Consider the following 15,547-nt stretch of genomic DNA (forward strand, 5'->3'; position numbering starts at 1 on the left):
CACAAGTATTAAGCGGATGGCGCGAGCCCCCTCAGCGCAAGATCTATCCTCTGGTTCACTGCTTCTTCAGACAAAACACCGGCTTCCAGCGGCCCTGCGATATGTTCGGCTACCGCGCCGTTCTCCAGCACGGCAACGCCCAGCAATACCGGTGACATGACGGCGCCGAGCAGGAATGCGATGGCCTGTGGCAAGGGCACTATGGCCATCTCCCCGCTTTGCTGGGCTTCGCTGATCAGCGAGGAAATCACTTTGAGATGGCGCGGGGCATTCGCTGAAAAAAACTCAGTAACGACCACCTCGCCCGCCATCGCGTCATTAAACAAACGAAACAGCAGGTAGCGATTGCTACTGCCGAACCGGCCCAGAAGCTGCAGTGCTGCGCGCAAATTTTCCAGCGGCGAATGTGTCTCGTTTGCAGTGATTTCCAGTTGTGCAAACATGTCTTCATAGACTTTTAGCAGCAAAGCGCGAATAAAATTATCCTTGCTCTTGAAATGATAGTGGAACATGCCGAGATTGACGTCCGCGTGTTCCGCCAGGCGCCGCACAGACAAATTCCTGCATCCTGTTTTCGGCAACAGCTGAAGTCCGGCATCCAGCAAGCGCTGGTCGATATTCTGTGAAGGTCTGGTCATAGATTAGTACGTAATTGCTGTGCTGCTTCACTGCCTTGGTTCAGCGGCGCTGGCATCAGCCCTCGCCCACTTAGACTGCAGCATGAACTGGACCATCCCGGTTGAGGCAAGGCAGGCAGAATCGCACTTCCATGCGAAAATAGGCGAACACTCCCGCAAAACCGCCGTAGAGCCAATACTGCTGTTTTCAGTATCAACTGATTCACCTGATCATTCGAATACATTGGAACACCCCATGCTGAACTTACACTCACTTTCAGAACAAACCCTGCTGCCGGGCACCAAGGGCCTGGCCTTGCACGCCCCGCTCAAACAAAGCGACATCGGTGCGCAACACTGGAACCTGCTGCGCGGCGACACCAGCTTCCCGGTGGCGGTATTGAAGAGCAGCGCACTGCAGCACAATCTCGCCTGGATGAAAAAATTTTGCGAACAATCAGGCATCGTGCTGGCGCCACACGGCAAGACCACCATGAGTCCGCAGCTATTCGATATGCAACTACGTAATGGCGCCTGGGGCATGACCTTGGCCAATGTCAACCAGATGTCGATCGCACACCGCTATGGCGTGAAAAAAATACTGCTTGCCAACCAGTTGGTCAGCCCTGCCGACATCCGCGTCGCCTTGCACCTGATGCTGTCCGATCCCGCATTCACTTTCTTCGCACTCGTCGACTCTGTCGCTGGCGCGCAGCGTTTATCGCAAGCGGTGCGCGACTCCGGCTTGCAACGCCCGCTGCCACTGCTGATAGAACTGGGACTGCCGGGAGGACGCACCGGCTGCCGCTCCATTGCAGATGCGCTTGCCCTCGCGCGTGCGGTTAGCGGTGATCCTTACCTGCAACTGGCCGGCATAGAAGGCTATGAGGGCCTGCTGCCAGGTAAAGATATTCCCATCGTCCGGCAGTTCATCTCCGAGCTGATAGAGTTGACCCGGCAGGCTGATGCAGAACATCTGTTCGGCACGGAAGAGATCATCCTGTCTGCCGGCGGCAGCGCCTATTTCGACCTGGTCGGACGCCAGTTCAGCAAGAATGCCGGCCTGTCGCGCCCCATATTGCCCATCCTGCGTAGCGGCTGCTATGTCACGCATGATCATGCCCACTATCAAAAGGCCATCCAGGATATGCAGCTACGCGAGCCCGGCATGAAAGACGGCCTGCACCCGGCACTGGAAGTCTGGAGCATGGTGCAATCCCTGCCCGAACCCGGCCTGGCGATACTGACCATGGGCAAGCGGGATGCCTCCTATGACATGGACCTGCCTGTCCCTCTGAGCAGCCATCGTCCCGGCGATACAACATCCCCAAGGGCTCTACCGCCAGGCTGCAAGATCGAAAAGATGAACGACCAGCACGCCTATCTGCGTCTGCCGCCTGACAGCGAAACCAGTCTCAAACTTGCAGTGGGTGATTTGATCAGCTGCGGCATTTCTCACCCCTGCACCACCTTTGACAAATGGCCGCTACTGCTGATAGTCAACGATGCCTACGACATAGAATCGGCAGTCAATACCCTGTTTTAACGCCGGCACCAGTAATGAACACGCATCTTTGCCGAACCAAAACAATGTTTCGGTGTCTGATTGCAGGCTGAGTGCATGGCTATCATACAAGGCGATGCTGTCAGAAACTTGACGGGAAGCTGACAAAAAACTGACAGCAGCACGAGGAGAGGCGCCGCCGGGGGTGTGGCCGTAATCGGAACGGTGCTCAGCCTGGGCGAGTGGTCAAAAAAATATGTATCAAGCGTGGAGGCTGCTCGCCGCACCGCCCTCGTAGTAAAAAGATAAGCAGGCCTATTCCTACCATCGCGTAGCGAAGCATTTCAGACGAACGGTTGCATATAGCGGTTGATTGGCAGACGTCGCAGGCGCGTTCTTTGTTACCCTACGTCAATAGATTTTTAGTTGGTCAAACTCTGAAGAAAATGATGAAAAGAATTGCACTCACGTTCGCGGCACTTGCGGCAAGCTTTATGGCACAAGCAAGCTGGTCCGTAACCCCGCAGGAAACCGCGAGAATTGCTTCGCAGTTGAATCAGGTTTCTCCCGGCCTCAAGATAGACAAGATTACCAAGCTGGAAAAATCCGATTTTTATGAAGTGATCGCCGGCCGCACGATCTTGTATGTCGATTCATCCATGCACTATGTCTTTCAGGGCAACCTGATCGATATCGACAATAAAATCAATCTGACAGAAAAACGCAGCGAGGAATTGAACAAAATCGAATTCTCGTCTTTGCCGGTGGCAGATGCCATCGTCACCGTCAAGGGAAACGGCAAACGCAAGCTGGCCATTTTTTCAGACCCGGACTGTCCTTACTGCAAGAAGCTGGAAACTGAACTGGCTAGCCTGACAGACGTAACGATCTATACCTATTTGTTTCCCATCATATCGCTGCATCCAAACTCCGTCGATCGTGCCACCAGCGTCTGGTGCGCACCTGACCGCGCAAAGGCATGGTCAATAGCGATGAAGAGCGGGGATTTGGCAAAGGCCCAGTGCAATACGCCGATCGCGCGAACCATCGACTTCGGTAAAAAGGTGGGCATCAATGCCACGCCGACCATGATTTTCTCAAACGGGAAAAGAGTGCCCGGCATGATACCTGCCGAGCAAATCGACAAACTGCTGGGTTCATAGGGCAAGCCGAGGCATATTTCCTACGATGCGTATCTTGCCTATGCTAATTTGAGGACCATAAAGGCTCTTATTTCAGCGTCGCCAGATACGCGGATACAGCCCGCATCTCTCCTTCGCTTACCTTAACGGCGACCGCTTTCATCTGCATCGCCAGCGGATTCTTGAATGCCGGCGCATCCCTGTACACATGCAGTTGTTCCAGCAGATAGCTGGCCGGCTGCGATGAAATGCGCGGAAACGGCGCTTGCCCCTGGCCGCGTGTTCCGTGGCAGGCTGTGCAGGCAGGCGCGCCCGCTACACTACCGGAAGTGAATATTTTCTTCCCGGCGGCCTCAAGCTCGGCGTCGGTTGACGGCTGTGCTTTGGGCCTCAATGCCCCGTAGTAGCTGCCCAGGTCCTGCATCTGTTCACTGGATAAGGGCGAGGCAAATGCCTGCATGACGGGATTGGGCCGTTCGCCGCTTTTAAAATTTTCCAGTTGCAAGGCAATATACGCTGGCAGTTGGCCCGCAATATTCGGATATAGCGTAGCGTTTTTCGTATTGCCGTCCAGGCCATGGCATGCAATGCATGCTTGCGCCAGTTTCTTGCCCCGGCTTGCCGTATCTGCAGCAAATGCAGGACCGCAGGCCACGTAGCTGCAAAGCAGAGAAAATACTGCCAGGATCACGTGCGGCCATCTTTCGCTATATATTCTTTTCATTGCTTCTTCCATTGAAGTAGAGGTGAGGCTTCCACGGCGAGCCATAATAGTATGAAGCAAGGCAGCAGCAGGCCTATAAAACCTATCATCTTGTAGACGAAAGCCGCCGCAATCGCTCCCAACCCGAAGGCTACGATGGGCCAGAAAAATTTACTGCACCTCGCCTTCAGCGCATCATCCCCGTCGCCCCGGGCTATATCCACCAGGTCGATGACCAACTGCGTCACATTACCCGTCATCACTGTGCTTGGAGCCATCGTTGAAAGCAACAGCTTTACATAGGCATTCTGCACTCCCATCGCTGCCGCACCCAATATGCCTGCGACCAGAACCAAGGGCGCATCCGCATCGTCCGTCGGCATACCCAGGCAACCAAAAACCATGAAGCCTATCAGCAGTAGCAACTGTAAAAGCAAGGCATAGAACAAGGCGCCCTGCTTGATGCGCTCCAGCCACACGATGAGAAGCCTGGTAGCTGCCACCGCCGCAATGAAGGCAGGAAAGGCCAGGAATTTGAGTAAGACACTATGCGATGGATTGGCAAGCTCACGTCCGATCAAGACAAAGTTGCCGGTCACATGCGCAGTAAATAGCCCAAACAAAGCGACGAAGCCCAAGGTGTCGACGTATCCCGCCAGGAAGCTCAATCCGGCTCCCTGGACGGTGGGGTTGGCACTATTCATGGTTCATACACTCTTTTGTTTTTGATTTAAAAATGAGCCGCATAGGCGGGGTCTGCAACCCGGTACAGGCCCGCATTACACTGCCCAGCAGGCACAGCCCAGCGCGCCCCAGAATCCCTTCAGGTCCGCAATAGGCAGCTTGCTGCTCCAGGCCGTCGCATGCTGATGGCCGTGCACGCCACATTTGTTGGAACAGGCACAGGCCTGGTGAGCTTGCTGCCGTGGAGCGGCAACTTTGCTCGCATTCCCGGATTTCGCCCAGGCGGCATAGCCGCCAAAGTTTCGCACTGGCGACCAGTCCGGCATCGCAGGAGGTGGCGCACTGTCATCCAGATCGGCAAACTCCGCTGCGGCGTAGACTACTTTCCCGCCTACGATAGTCAGGTGCGAACTGGTATCGGAAATTTCATCCTCGGCGCAGGCAAAGAAGTCGCGGTCGGGAACGATCAGGTCTGCCAGTTGCCCTTCCTGTATCCGGCCTTTCTTGCCTTCCTCGTTAGAGAACCAGGTGACGTTCTCGGTCCACATGCGCAATGCAGTTTCTCTGTCCAGGCAATTGTGCTGCGGATAAAGGCGCAATCCGCCCACGGTCTTGCCGGTGATCAGCCATGCCAGCGATACCCAGGGATTATACGAGGCGACCCTGGTCGCATCGGTACCGGCAGAGACCTTGACGCCGGCTTGCAGTATCTTGGAAACCGGCGGCGTCGCTTCGGCTGCGCCATAGCCATAACGCTCGACAAAATACTCGCCCTGGTAGGCCATACGGTGTTGCACCGCGATACCGCCACCCAGCGCAGCTATCCGGTCTATCGATTGGTCGGAGATCGTTTCAGCGTGGTCGAAGAACCAGTTCAGCCCAGCCAGCGGAATATCCTGGTTGACGCGTTCGAACACGTCCAGTGCCCGGCTGATGGTCTCATCATAGGTTGCATGCATGCGCCAAGGCCAGCGGTTCTGGGCCAGTACGCGCACGACGCCATCCAGGTCATCTTCCATTTCCGGCGGCATATCCGGACGCGGCTGCCGGAAATCTTCAAAATCGGCAGCAGAGAAGGTCAGCATTTCTCCGGCACCGTTGTGACGGAAATAATCATCACCCTGCTTGTACTGCGAAGTCGCGGTCCAGTTCAGGAAATCCTGCTTTTCTTCTTTCGGTTTCTGGGTGAACAGGTTATAGGCCAGGCGTATCGTCATCTGCTTGTCGTCTGCCAGCTTCTGTATGACCTGGTAATCTTCCGGGTAATTCTGAAAGCCGCCGCCGGCATCAATCGCTCCGGTCACACCCAGGCGGTTGAGTTCGCGCATGAAGTGCCGGGTGGAATTGAGCTGGTACTCAAACGGTAATTTTGGCCCCTTGGCCAAGGTTGAATACAGGATGGACGCATTGGGTTTCGCCAGCAGCAAACCGGTTGGATTGCCGGAAGAATCGCGCAAAAGTTGTCCGCCGTGCGGTTCTGGCGTTTCTTTGGTGTAGCCTACCACCCGCAGAGCAGCGGCGTTCAGCAGCGCCCTGTCGTACAAATGTAAGATAAATACAGGCGTATCCGGCGCCGCCGCATTCAGCTCTTCTATCGTCGGAAGACGCTTTTCCACGAATTGATGCTCGGTAAAACCGCCTACCACCCTCACCCATTGCGGTGCCGGCGTAATGGAGACTTGATGCCTCAGCATGGCCATCGCGTCTGCCAGGCTCTTGACCCCATCCCAGCGCAGCTCCATATTGAAATTCAAGCCGCCGCGTATGATGTGCAGGTGATTGTCGATCAAGCCGGGCAGCACACGTTTTCCCTTGAGATCAATCACTTTCGTCGCAGAACCGGCCAAAGACATGATCTCCTGACTATTGCCTACGCGGATAAATTTTCCATCCTTGATCGCAACGGCCGTTGCAGTCGGGTTGGTACGATCAAGCGTCGTGAACAAGCCACGATGCAGGATAAGATCTGGAATGAGGTAAGTGCTGCTCAAGATGAACTCCGTCTGAAAATTGGGACACCAAAGCTACATGAGCAAATTGGCAGTCATGTGCTTGGTGTCATGCTGTGTCAAGCGATATCAAACTATATCAAGCCGTATCAGGAAAGCTTGCCTGGCTTCTCAGGCTTTGCTGCGATGGCATCCGCTTTACGCTGGCCTTGCGGCAAATGCCCAAACAAATGGGGCTTGACCTGGCCGCCAAACCAGGAAACCTGCGCTGCATCCTTCGCCATGATCTGCCTTACCAGCGGTGGAATCTGCTCTCCCAGCAAAATTCCCAGCAGGCCTACCAGCGCGATGACAGGAGGAGCAGGAGAGCGTACATTCAACACGCCATAGATAATGCCGACCAGCAAGCCGGCGGCAAGGGAAACGATATAAATCTTCATTATCTGACTCCAGTGTACTTTCAGGCCGCGCCCGTCAAGCGGGTGCGGCCACGTGAAGAATCAGCCTTCGTGGGCGTTGAACATGCTTTGTGCATAGATGATGCCCAGGCCGTATGAACCGCCATACACTTTGGCGATGCCCGTTGTCATCGCATAAGTTTCTGTACGTGCCCAGTCGCGTTGCAGCTCAAGCATATACTGCAGTGATGTCATAGGCTGCACGCCCGCCTGTATCATGCGCTCCATGGCACGCTCATGCGCCTCTGTCGAGACGTCGCCGCAGGCATCGCTGATGACGTAGACTTCATAGCCCTGATCCAGCGCGGACAAGGTAGGACCTACTATGCAGACCGATGTCCACAGACCAGCAAAGACCAGCCTGTCTTTGCCTATTGCATTCACACGCTTGATGACATTGGCGTCTTCCCAGGTATTCATGGAAGTACGGTCGGTAATTTCTGCACCAGGGAAGGCAGCCTTGATTTCATCGAATACCGGGCCAGAGAAACTTTTTTCCGCTACCGACGTGATGATCGTGGATACGCCAAAACCTGCCGCTGCATGGGCTACCAGCGCAGCATTATTGCGCAGGGTAATTGCATCGATGGAATGCGTAGCGAACGACATCTGCGACTGATGATCAATCATGATCAGCGTGTGGTCTTTTGGCGTAACGAGTTTTTTGCCAGGGGTAGGGGTTGCGGTGATAGCCATGATAGAGATCCTCTTTTGACAGGTAGCAATCAAAGCCAGGCAAGCTGCTTGGCCAGCCTTGACAGCCAGGTTAAAAATTCCAGTAACTGGAGATTGTGCAAACAGTTTTTACACTCGGCATCAGCAATACCGCGCATTTCCGCGGAACAAACATTCCATGATTCCATGCAAACCATGCCTGCAGACATTGTTCAGGCAATCGGCTAGGCTCACCAGGATTCACACATTCGCATCACTACGTGGCTCTAAGGCGCTTGCATGAGTTTGCCGGCGGCTTCTGATATGGACCCATTTTATGGGACGTATTCGTACTTGAAATCTGGTAAGTGGACCAGCGGCCACTGCCTCTTTAGGGGTAGGTGTATTCTTGTTTTTTCAGGTCAAATAGCAGGACGAATGAATTCCGCAGGCTTACTGCTGGACAATTGGCGGCTTGGCCCTGTCGGCACGCCAAAACAGAATAAGGACTGCATGTGAAAATTGGATTTTCTGCCACAGGAACGCCGGCATCTGCTCACCGGCTTGGCGGCCTGCTGGCTTGCCTGGCAAGCTTTTTTCTGCCCTGCTCAAGCAGCGCGCAAATTAGCTCGGTCCAGATATACGGCCGCCTGAATATGTCACTGGAGGCGCTAAGTGACAGCCGTAACCTGCAAGGGCGCGATGCCGACGTAACAAGGCTGTCGAATAATCGTTCGGTAATCGGTTTTCGCGGCGCGGAAGATCTGGGCGACGAACTGCACGCAATCTTTCAAATCGAGGGCACCATCTCTCCGGATACAGGCGCCGGCAGTATCGCGGCGCGCGACACTCGCCTGGGATTGGAAGGCAAACTCGGCACCTTGTTTGGAGGCAACTGGGTCACGCCGTACAACGGCGCAACCTCCAGCCTGGACCCTTTTTACCCGACTACGGCCGGCTATATGAGCATCATGGGCAACGGCTCTGCATCGACAACGGACAACGTAATCGATACATCATCGTTTGACCGGCGCCAGCAAAATAGCCTGCATTACTGGACTCCAGGCTGGAACGGATGGTCGGCCCGCCTAGCCCTGGGATTGAACGAGGAGAGGCCAGCGAACGGCGCCAAACCTTCCTTGTCCTCCGCAGCGCTTATCTATGACAGGGGGCCGTATTATTTCACTGTTGCCCATGAACGCCACCATGAATACCAGGGGCCGGGAACCCACGATGACGGCACTAAGATAGCCCTCGCCTATAGATTCGGCCAGACCAAACTGGCAGCCATCGCAGAATGGCTAAGTTATGAAACCATGCCGGGCAGGCTGGAAAGAAAGTCTTATTATCTTTCCGCTTCGCGTCAGGAGGGGCCGCATGGCTTGCATCTCGGCATTGCAAAAGCCGCCGACACAACGGGCAGTTCAAGCAAGAAAGTGGGCTTTATGCAAAGTGGACCCGACAGCGGTGCAGTTCATTACACCGTGGGATATGACTATGGTTTTTCCAAGCGCACCACACTGTTCAGCTATTTCACGCATTTGCGCAACGACAAAAACGGCAACTATGATCTGGCCATCAATAGCGTTGGCGCCGGGCAAGGTGCGACAGTCAAAGGCCTGGCACTGGGAATGCGCCACTCGTTTTAGATCCAGAAAAACCTGCTGCTTGCAGCGAGCGCAACCTGCCCCGGCGGGTGCAAAAAATTTACTTTAAGGAAAGGCCGGATTAAAGAATGATGATGCCGCGCTGCAAGGCAATCGTCACCGCGTGCGTGCGGTCATTCGCTTCCAGCTTGGCCATGATGCTCTTCATGTGGGCCTTGACCGTGTCTTCGGATATTTCCAGCAGCGCACATATCCTTTTGTTAGATTGCCCCACTGCAGCAAGTTTCAGCACTTCTATCTCGCGCGGAGACAAGGTATTTTCAACAGGAAACTGTGCCAGTTCCATCGCTACGTCCATGGGGATGCGACGCTGCCCGCCATGCACCATGCGTATGGAATCGAATAAATCCCTACGCAGTGTGCTCTTGAGCAAGAAACCTGCGGCACCGGCACGTATCGCGCTACGTATGCGCACATCGCCGCTATAGGTTGTCAGCATCATGATGCGGGCCGACGGAAAATTATTGCGAATGGCAATCAGCGCATCGACTCCACCCATTTCCGGCATCGCGATATCCATCAGCGTCACATCTGGGCGGGTGGCATGGAATTTTTCAATCGCCTCCAGACCATTCACCGCTTCAGCGACCAGGCGCATATCAGGCTGGCTGCCGATGGCTTCGCTGAGACCCGCGCGCAATAGCTGATGATCATCCACCGTCATGATGGTGATGGGCGTAGCAGAAGTCGGTACCGACATGGATTGATTCATCTTGTAACTCTGGCCCGCAGGCATTTAAACGTGAGGTGTAGAAAACAGTTATTCAGCGAATGGCCGCAGCGAGCTGCACGAAACCATCAATGCAGCCAATGCAAAAAGAGAGGCATTCCCAAGCCTGAATATACCAGTCCAGACGATATGTTAAAGGATATTTCTGTTCCCTTGTCCAGGCCCGAACAAATGGTCAGGTGACCGCCCAGTTTTTGTGCACGCTCTTCCATGGCTTCCAGCCCCCATGGCCTGTGCTCCTCGGCCTCCTCTTGCTGGAAACCAATACCGTCATCCTGTATCGAGATTTCAAAATTCGCATGCCCAAAAACAATGGTCACGCTGATTCGCCTGGCCTTGCTATGTCTGAATGCATTTGACATGGCTGCAATGGCAATGCTGTAGATTTCATCTCCAGCCAATGTGAGCAAGCTTCGTACCCGCCCCTCCACAATCAGTTCAAATGCAATCCCGTAGTCCGCACTGAACTGGCTTCCACGCGCATCCAGGACGGCAATCAGGTTGTCTCCAATACCCATGGGGCTACGCGTGTCCACTACCGTTTCACGGGATACCACCACAAGCTGCTCTGCATCATCCAGCACTTTTTCTATCGCCACTCGCGTGGGAACACCGGCGGGAAGAGTATTGACTGCAAGCTGGCAGCGCAAGGTAATGCCTTGCAAGCCCTGCAGCAGGACATCATAGGAATTCCTGGCGACACGCTCATGGTCCCTGTGCAGTACAGTGAGCCTCTCCCGCTCTTTCAGGATCAGCCTGTTGTATCTCCGGCGGTAGCTTATGCAAACGCATACGCACACAAATATCGACAAGCAGCAGATCAACCATACAGAGCCGAGCGTCATAGGGTCGTGCTTCCCTTGTGGTTTCCGATTTCCATCTGGTTTGCAGCAATGCAAGCAAAAGCCAATGGCTTGAATCTATATCAGATTCTTCCAGGATGCCATGGATGAAAGCCCCATCACCACGAATAGACTAGCTCGCCATTACCCTAAAGAGGTAGAAGGCATTACCCCTCCCCGGCGGGTTGCAATCCGGTGAGCCGGCGCAAGCAAAACTGAGAAAATACACTGCAGACATAAAACCAGTGCAGAAACTGCATCAGCATCTGTTATCTATATCGCAGATCCGGCTGCTGCCGGCTATGCACCAGGGATAAGGATAGTACGGGTGTCGAAGCGGCCACCCCACGCGCCGCTGCATGGGCAGTCTTGCAGTTACCAGTCAACAGGCCGCGCTGTTGGGCAATCAGCGCTGCATGCGTCCTGCTCGTCGAATGCAATTTTCCAAGTATGGACTTGGTATGTGTTTTGACCGTGCCAAGTGCAATATTCAGTCTGGCCGCGATGGTCTTGTTTGGACAGCCCGATGCCATCAGTTGCAATACCTGTATTTCGCGGCTGGTGAGCGGAGTGTGGGTGAGGCTGTCGGCAATGCGCTCGGCCACGTCCCGCCCCAGATAACGGCTGCCACGGCTGATGCTTTGCACCGCATTGACGATCTCGCACAGCGCGCAGTTGCCTATCACGTATCCGCGCGCACCGGCATCCAGGGCTGCCCTGATTTCCGCTTCCGTGTTGCGCCAGGTGACAATCAGAACGTTTAAAGGCACAGGCTTTCGTGTGGATAAAGAATCAGGATTCGCCATCAGCAACTCCATCGCGGAGTCATAGTCTGCAACGATGACTGCAGCGTCACAACCAGGCGTCCTGCTTAAATTGACGCTCAGACATGCATCGCTATCATCCATCAGGCTGACCAGAAACTCCGGCCTCTGGCTCAGCGTTGAAAGCAGCCCCACCGCGACCAAGGGATCCTGGTATTGAATAATCACATTGGTTTTATCAATAATATGCATGATGGTTTCCTTAGACATGAGATGCAATATGGCGAATTTCCCCGACATGAGCGACGACATATTTTGTTCTGAAATCGCGATGCCGAGCTTCTTTATCCCCAGTTCACAAATGCTCTTTGGAAATACATTTTGGATTCGTTTTACCCTGGCGAGTAAGCAAAGGATAAGAACAATGGCCACCGATGGCAATTGCGACATGGTGTTCCTTAGCGCTACCTCTTTAGAGGTAATCGCATCTTATCTATGGAATTACGGGTAACTTGCCCGTCATAATTGCGCAAAAGCAGGAAGCTGACCGAGAAGTCTAGCGTCTAAGGGCATGTTCAGCGGCCCTCATCTCCATGATGGGAAAGTACCACGAGCCGCCGCCCGAATATTCTCGCATCCAGCGAGTAGGCGCCCGGACCGATCAGCGCGAGGGAAATCGCATTTGCCAGGCACAAGGCGGCAACAAGGAAATTGCCTCCGTCAGCCATGAAGGCAATTTCTCCTATTCCATACAAACCAGAAGCAAGCGGCGTCAACAGCCCCAGGCAAAGAAGAAGCACTGCAACTGCAACCAGCAACAATAGCCAGACGGGATTTTCCATGCATCCGTCGCTACACATCCCTGACGCCAGCACAGCTGCCGCCGAAATGCGCAGGATGAGCAAGCCGAGGCCTGGGCCGCCCAGCGGAAACATGGTGAAGAGCCTTTGCATGTCAGCCTTGTCCAAAATGCAGAAAAGCGGGCTTCCGGCCATAAAGAGTTCAAGTCTGACTCGCCGGAATACCCGCTTAAAAAAGGAAACATACCTGCCTGCTGGTTGCGCGGGTTTGTATTCGCAATGCACACCACCTGCGGCTACACAAACCCGGTATCAGACACCAGTAAATTTCTTCGCTAGCCCTTGATAAAGGCCAGCAGATCGGCATTCACCTGATCCTTATGGGTATCGGTCAGGCCGTGCGGCGCGCCCTTGTAGACCAGGAACTTGGCGTTCTTGACCAGCTTGGCTGAGGCATTGCCGCCCACGTCGAAAGGCACGACCTGGTCGTCATCACCGTGGATGATCAGCGTCGGGATATCGAATTTCTTCAGGTCTGGGCGGAAATCGGTTTCGGAGAAGGCCTTGATGGAGTCATAGGTATTCTTGTGGCCGCCCATCATGCCCTGCATCCACCAGGAGTTGATCAGCCCTTGCGAAACCTTGGCGCCGGGGCGGTTGAAGCCGTAGAAGGGGCCGGAAGGAAGATCGAGGTAGAACTGCGAGCGGTTGGCGAGTTGCGCAGCACGAATGTCGTCAAATACTTTCATCGGCACACCACCGGGATTATCAGCGGTCTTCACCATCATCGGTGGTACGGCCGAGATCAGACCAGCCTTGGCCACCCGCTTGGTGCCGTGGCGGCCGATGTAGCGCGCCACTTCGCCGCCGCCGGTAGAAAAACCGAACAACACGGCATTTTTCAGATCCAGCAGATCCATCAATTGCGCCAGATCGTCGGCATAGTGATCCATGTCGTTGCCGCTCCATGGCTGGCTGGAACGGCCATGGCCGCGCCTGTCATGGGCGATGCAGCGATAGCCCTTGTCGGCCAGGAAAAGCATTTGCGATTCCCAGCTATCGGAGTTCAGCGGCCAGCCGTGGCAAAAGACGATAGGCTGCCCTGCACCCCAGTCTTTATAATAAATTTCTACGCCATCGCGGGTTTTGAACGTGCTCATATGATTAGCTCCTTTTGGATGAGGGTGTGATGGTGTTGCGTCTGCTTTTTTCTCTTCTGCAGCCAGAACCGCCAGAGGCATGCTCGCTGCTACCGCAGCGGCGGCGCTGCCGATCAGGACCTTGCGCCTTTGCTGATCGACTTCGGTATCCTGGAATTTATCTTCCATGGTGTTTCTCCAACTGTTGAGGGTAGATGAAAGCTGTACTGGTGGCGCCGTTGTCGACGGCGTCCAAACGCGGATAGGAATATCGGTACATAACGAAACAATAACTGTGCATCCCAATATCTAAATCACCACATGCGATTAGCACTTTCTCCCCCCTTTGGGAGATTGCGGAACTGAAGTTCGTGTCAGCAAGGTGAGCAGGTACGGTACAAAGGGTATCACCAAGCAAGAGTTATAACAAAATCCAAACCGGCCGACGCACAGAACAATGCAAAGCAAACCGAAAACAAAAAGGCCCTGATTTCTCAGGGCCGAGCTTATCAAAAACAAATGCGACGCATCTCTGCTCCATCTCTCTGCCTCATCCATCAATCACCAAGATCGATGACAGAAGAAAGCGGCACGCCTATCGGCGTCTGATACAGCGCAAGTATCCATGCCTGCGCAGTATTGCCTGCGACCTGGTTGAGCATTTTTTCCACAAAGCCGATAGAAGCCTTGTCCAGCCCCGCGAACGGATCGTCCAGCAAGCTGAGGGCAGCGTTTGCAGCAAAAACAGCGGCCAGCCAGACCTTGCGCTTGCTGCCGGTGGACAACATGTACAACTGCTTGTTCAGGTGAGACGTCAGCGACAATCCTTCGGTGAGGTCTGGCAACAGCTTCTCGTCAAATTGGGGATACGCCGCGCGCACGGAAGCAAAATACTCGATGGCCGTCATCTGATCGAACGCGTCTGTGCGCGGGTCTATCCAGAAAATTTGCCGCCTATACGCATCGGGCTGCTCGTCTAGGCGCACTCCCTGCATTTGAAGCTGCCCCGCCTGCGCCGGCAGGACGCCCGCCAATAGCTGCAGCAAACTGCTTTTACCAGTGCCGTCGCCACCACGAACCAGCGTGATGCCCGATGGAATATCGGCCGACCAGTTACTAAACAATGCCCGCCCGGGATAATGAAAAGTGAGATTGCTTGCTTGCAGTATAAAGCTGTGAGTAGATTTCATAAGAAGGGCAGGTGCAACACCGATACTTGATCGAGGTTGCGGTTGTTTTAATTTAGAACTCATTTCATCATATCATTTGTTTTACTCATCCCGGACGCGCGCACCGAACCACCAAATTGCCGCCAAGGCCAGAAGACGCCGCTACAAATTCATGCGATAAAAATTGGCCGGCGAAGCTATCGATACTATGAATATTGATGAACCGAGGAGAAGCTGCGAAAGCCGGGTAGCATCAAGTTGAAAACTTAGTGGGCACGTTGGCTGAATGGCACAGGAAGGAAAAATAAAATTACCGGCTACGCGCTGTGATGACAGGTGTTCCGGCACTGCTGCGCGGGCACTGCAATAAAAAGAGGCCGGAAAGCAAAAAAGGCTCTGATTTCTCAGAGCCTTTTTTATCTTGGCGTCCCCAAGGGGATTCGAACCCCTGTACTCACCGTGAAAGGGTGATGTCCTAGGCCTCTAGACGATGGGGACAGTAACCTGTCCGTACTGCTGACCTATGCTTTTTTGCTACGCTTTATTTCTCGTCGCATTCAAGCAAGACAAAGATTATATATTCCTTTTCTTAGCTTGGCAACAGATTTTTTAAACTTCATTTTAATCTGCTGCTTATGCGGTCTGCTGGTGGAGGTAAGCGGGATCGAACCGCTGACCTCTTGCATGCCATGCAAGCGCTCTCCCAGCTGAGCTATACCCCCGGT

General features: G+C 54.1%; 15 protein-coding genes and 2 tRNA genes. 3 read left to right on the forward strand and 14 right to left on the reverse strand.

Features of this window, described 5'->3' with window-relative positions; genetic code table 11:
* Positions 1 to 8: 8 nt before the first annotated feature.
* A complete protein-coding gene (locus tag IEW12_RS11240) occupies positions 9 to 638 on the reverse strand; it encodes a TetR/AcrR family transcriptional regulator (RefSeq protein WP_188566141.1) in 630 nt (209 codons plus the stop codon).
* A 235-nt stretch (positions 639 to 873) separates the two neighbouring features.
* Here IEW12_RS11240 and IEW12_RS11245 point away from each other — a divergent pair, with 235 nt between their 5' ends.
* Both IEW12_RS11245 and IEW12_RS11250 read left to right on the forward strand, forming a co-directional pair.
* On the forward strand, positions 874 to 2,163 hold the full coding sequence (locus tag IEW12_RS11245; RefSeq protein ID WP_188566142.1) for an amino acid deaminase: 1,290 nt from the start codon (positions 874 to 876) through the stop codon (positions 2,161 to 2,163).
* Between the two features lie 452 nt (positions 2,164 to 2,615).
* On the forward strand, positions 2,616 to 3,284 hold the full coding sequence (locus tag IEW12_RS11250) for a DsbC family protein (protein WP_188566143.1): 669 nt from the start codon (positions 2,616 to 2,618) through the stop codon (positions 3,282 to 3,284).
* Positions 3,285 to 3,351: 67 nt separating this feature from the next.
* On the opposite strand, the gene IEW12_RS11255 is transcribed toward IEW12_RS11250, so the two are convergent.
* The 5 genes from IEW12_RS11255 to IEW12_RS11275 form a co-directional block, all read right to left on the reverse strand.
* Positions 3,352 to 3,987 (reverse strand): c-type cytochrome, encoded by a 636-nt coding sequence (locus IEW12_RS11255; protein WP_188566144.1) that lies wholly within the window; start codon positions 3,985 to 3,987, stop codon positions 3,352 to 3,354.
* Entirely contained in the window at positions 3,984 to 4,670 is a 687-nt protein-coding gene (locus IEW12_RS11260; RefSeq protein WP_188566145.1) for a YoaK family protein, read from the reverse strand. The genes IEW12_RS11255 and IEW12_RS11260 overlap by 4 nt, the downstream gene beginning before the upstream one ends.
* Before the next feature lie 75 nt (positions 4,671 to 4,745).
* Positions 4,746 to 6,641, reverse strand: a complete 1,896-nt coding sequence (locus IEW12_RS11265) for an amidohydrolase (RefSeq protein ID WP_229751050.1) — start codon at positions 6,639 to 6,641, stop codon at positions 4,746 to 4,748.
* 107 nt (positions 6,642 to 6,748) lie between these two features.
* Positions 6,749 to 7,039 (reverse strand): DUF1427 family protein, encoded by a 291-nt coding sequence (locus tag IEW12_RS11270; protein WP_188566146.1) that lies wholly within the window; start codon positions 7,037 to 7,039, stop codon positions 6,749 to 6,751.
* Between the two features lie 60 nt (positions 7,040 to 7,099).
* Positions 7,100 to 7,753 carry a hydrolase gene (locus IEW12_RS11275; RefSeq protein ID WP_188566147.1) on the reverse strand — a complete coding sequence of 218 codons (654 nt, stop codon included), beginning with the start codon at positions 7,751 to 7,753 and terminating at the stop codon, positions 7,100 to 7,102.
* Positions 7,754 to 8,226: 473 nt separating this feature from the next.
* Here IEW12_RS11275 and IEW12_RS11280 point away from each other — a divergent pair, with 473 nt between their 5' ends.
* A complete protein-coding gene (locus IEW12_RS11280; RefSeq protein WP_229751051.1) occupies positions 8,227 to 9,360 on the forward strand; it encodes a porin in 1,134 nt (377 codons plus the stop codon).
* A gap of 79 nt (positions 9,361 to 9,439) precedes the next feature.
* On the opposite strand, the gene IEW12_RS11285 is transcribed toward IEW12_RS11280, so the two are convergent.
* The 8 genes from IEW12_RS11285 to IEW12_RS11320 form a co-directional block, all read right to left on the reverse strand.
* Entirely contained in the window at positions 9,440 to 10,090 is a 651-nt protein-coding gene (locus tag IEW12_RS11285; RefSeq protein WP_188566148.1) for a response regulator, read from the reverse strand.
* Positions 10,091 to 10,176: 86 nt separating this feature from the next.
* Positions 10,177 to 10,953: a sensor histidine kinase gene (locus IEW12_RS11290; RefSeq protein WP_188566149.1), complete on the reverse strand. Its 777-nt coding sequence runs from the start codon at positions 10,951 to 10,953 to the stop codon at positions 10,177 to 10,179.
* A gap of 266 nt (positions 10,954 to 11,219) precedes the next feature.
* Entirely contained in the window at positions 11,220 to 11,966 is a 747-nt protein-coding gene (locus tag IEW12_RS11295; RefSeq protein ID WP_188566150.1) for a response regulator transcription factor, read from the reverse strand.
* A 323-nt stretch (positions 11,967 to 12,289) separates the two neighbouring features.
* Positions 12,290 to 12,667, reverse strand: a complete 378-nt coding sequence (locus IEW12_RS11300) for a hypothetical protein (protein ID WP_188566151.1) — start codon at positions 12,665 to 12,667, stop codon at positions 12,290 to 12,292.
* A gap of 182 nt (positions 12,668 to 12,849) precedes the next feature.
* Positions 12,850 to 13,842 carry an alpha/beta fold hydrolase gene (locus tag IEW12_RS11305; RefSeq protein ID WP_229751052.1) on the reverse strand — a complete coding sequence of 331 codons (993 nt, stop codon included), beginning with the start codon at positions 13,840 to 13,842 and terminating at the stop codon, positions 12,850 to 12,852.
* Between the two features lie 368 nt (positions 13,843 to 14,210).
* The gene (locus IEW12_RS11310) at positions 14,211 to 14,843 is read right to left on the reverse strand and encodes an ABC transporter ATP-binding protein (protein ID WP_188566798.1); all 633 of its coding nucleotides are present in this window, start codon (positions 14,841 to 14,843) and stop codon (positions 14,211 to 14,213) included.
* A gap of 401 nt (positions 14,844 to 15,244) precedes the next feature.
* Positions 15,245 to 15,320 (reverse strand) — tRNA-Glu (locus IEW12_RS11315).
* Positions 15,321 to 15,468: 148 nt separating this feature from the next.
* A tRNA-Ala gene (locus IEW12_RS11320) sits at positions 15,469 to 15,544 on the reverse strand.
* Positions 15,545 to 15,547 lie beyond the last annotated feature (3 nt).

This window comes from Parundibacterium terreum, assembly GCF_014636315.1.
Lineage (GTDB): Bacteria > Pseudomonadota > Gammaproteobacteria > Burkholderiales > Burkholderiaceae_D > Undibacterium > Undibacterium terreum.

Bases quoted from the DNA above. Each gene is read 5' to 3' on its own strand.
- IEW12_RS11240 (WP_188566141.1), bottom strand. From the start codon at position 638: ATGACCAGACCTTCACAGAATATCGACCAGCGCTTGCTGGATGCCGGA.
- IEW12_RS11245 (WP_188566142.1), top strand. From the start codon at position 874: ATGCTGAACTTACACTCACTTTCAGAACAAACCCTGCTGCCGGGCACC.
- IEW12_RS11250 (WP_188566143.1), top strand. From the start codon at position 2,616: ATGGCACAAGCAAGCTGGTCCGTAACCCCGCAGGAAACCGCGAGAATT.
- IEW12_RS11255 (WP_188566144.1), bottom strand. From the start codon at position 3,987: ATGAAAAGAATATATAGCGAAAGATGGCCGCACGTGATCCTGGCAGTA.
- IEW12_RS11260 (WP_188566145.1), bottom strand. From the start codon at position 4,670: ATGAATAGTGCCAACCCCACCGTCCAGGGAGCCGGATTGAGCTTCCTG.
- IEW12_RS11270 (WP_188566146.1), bottom strand. From the start codon at position 7,039: ATGAAGATTTATATCGTTTCCCTTGCCGCCGGCTTGCTGGTCGGCATT.
- IEW12_RS11275 (WP_188566147.1), bottom strand. From the start codon at position 7,753: ATGGCTATCACCGCAACCCCTACCCCTGGCAAAAAACTCGTTACGCCA.
- IEW12_RS11285 (WP_188566148.1), bottom strand. From the start codon at position 10,090: ATGAATCAATCCATGTCGGTACCGACTTCTGCTACGCCCATCACCATC.
- IEW12_RS11290 (WP_188566149.1), bottom strand. From the start codon at position 10,953: ATGACGCTCGGCTCTGTATGGTTGATCTGCTGCTTGTCGATATTTGTG.
- IEW12_RS11295 (WP_188566150.1), bottom strand. From the start codon at position 11,966: ATGCATATTATTGATAAAACCAATGTGATTATTCAATACCAGGATCCC.
- IEW12_RS11300 (WP_188566151.1), bottom strand. From the start codon at position 12,667: ATGCAAAGGCTCTTCACCATGTTTCCGCTGGGCGGCCCAGGCCTCGGC.
- IEW12_RS11305 (WP_229751052.1), bottom strand. From the start codon at position 13,842: ATGGAAGATAAATTCCAGGATACCGAAGTCGATCAGCAAAGGCGCAAG.
- IEW12_RS11310 (WP_188566798.1), bottom strand. From the start codon at position 14,843: ATGAAATCTACTCACAGCTTTATACTGCAAGCAAGCAATCTCACTTTT.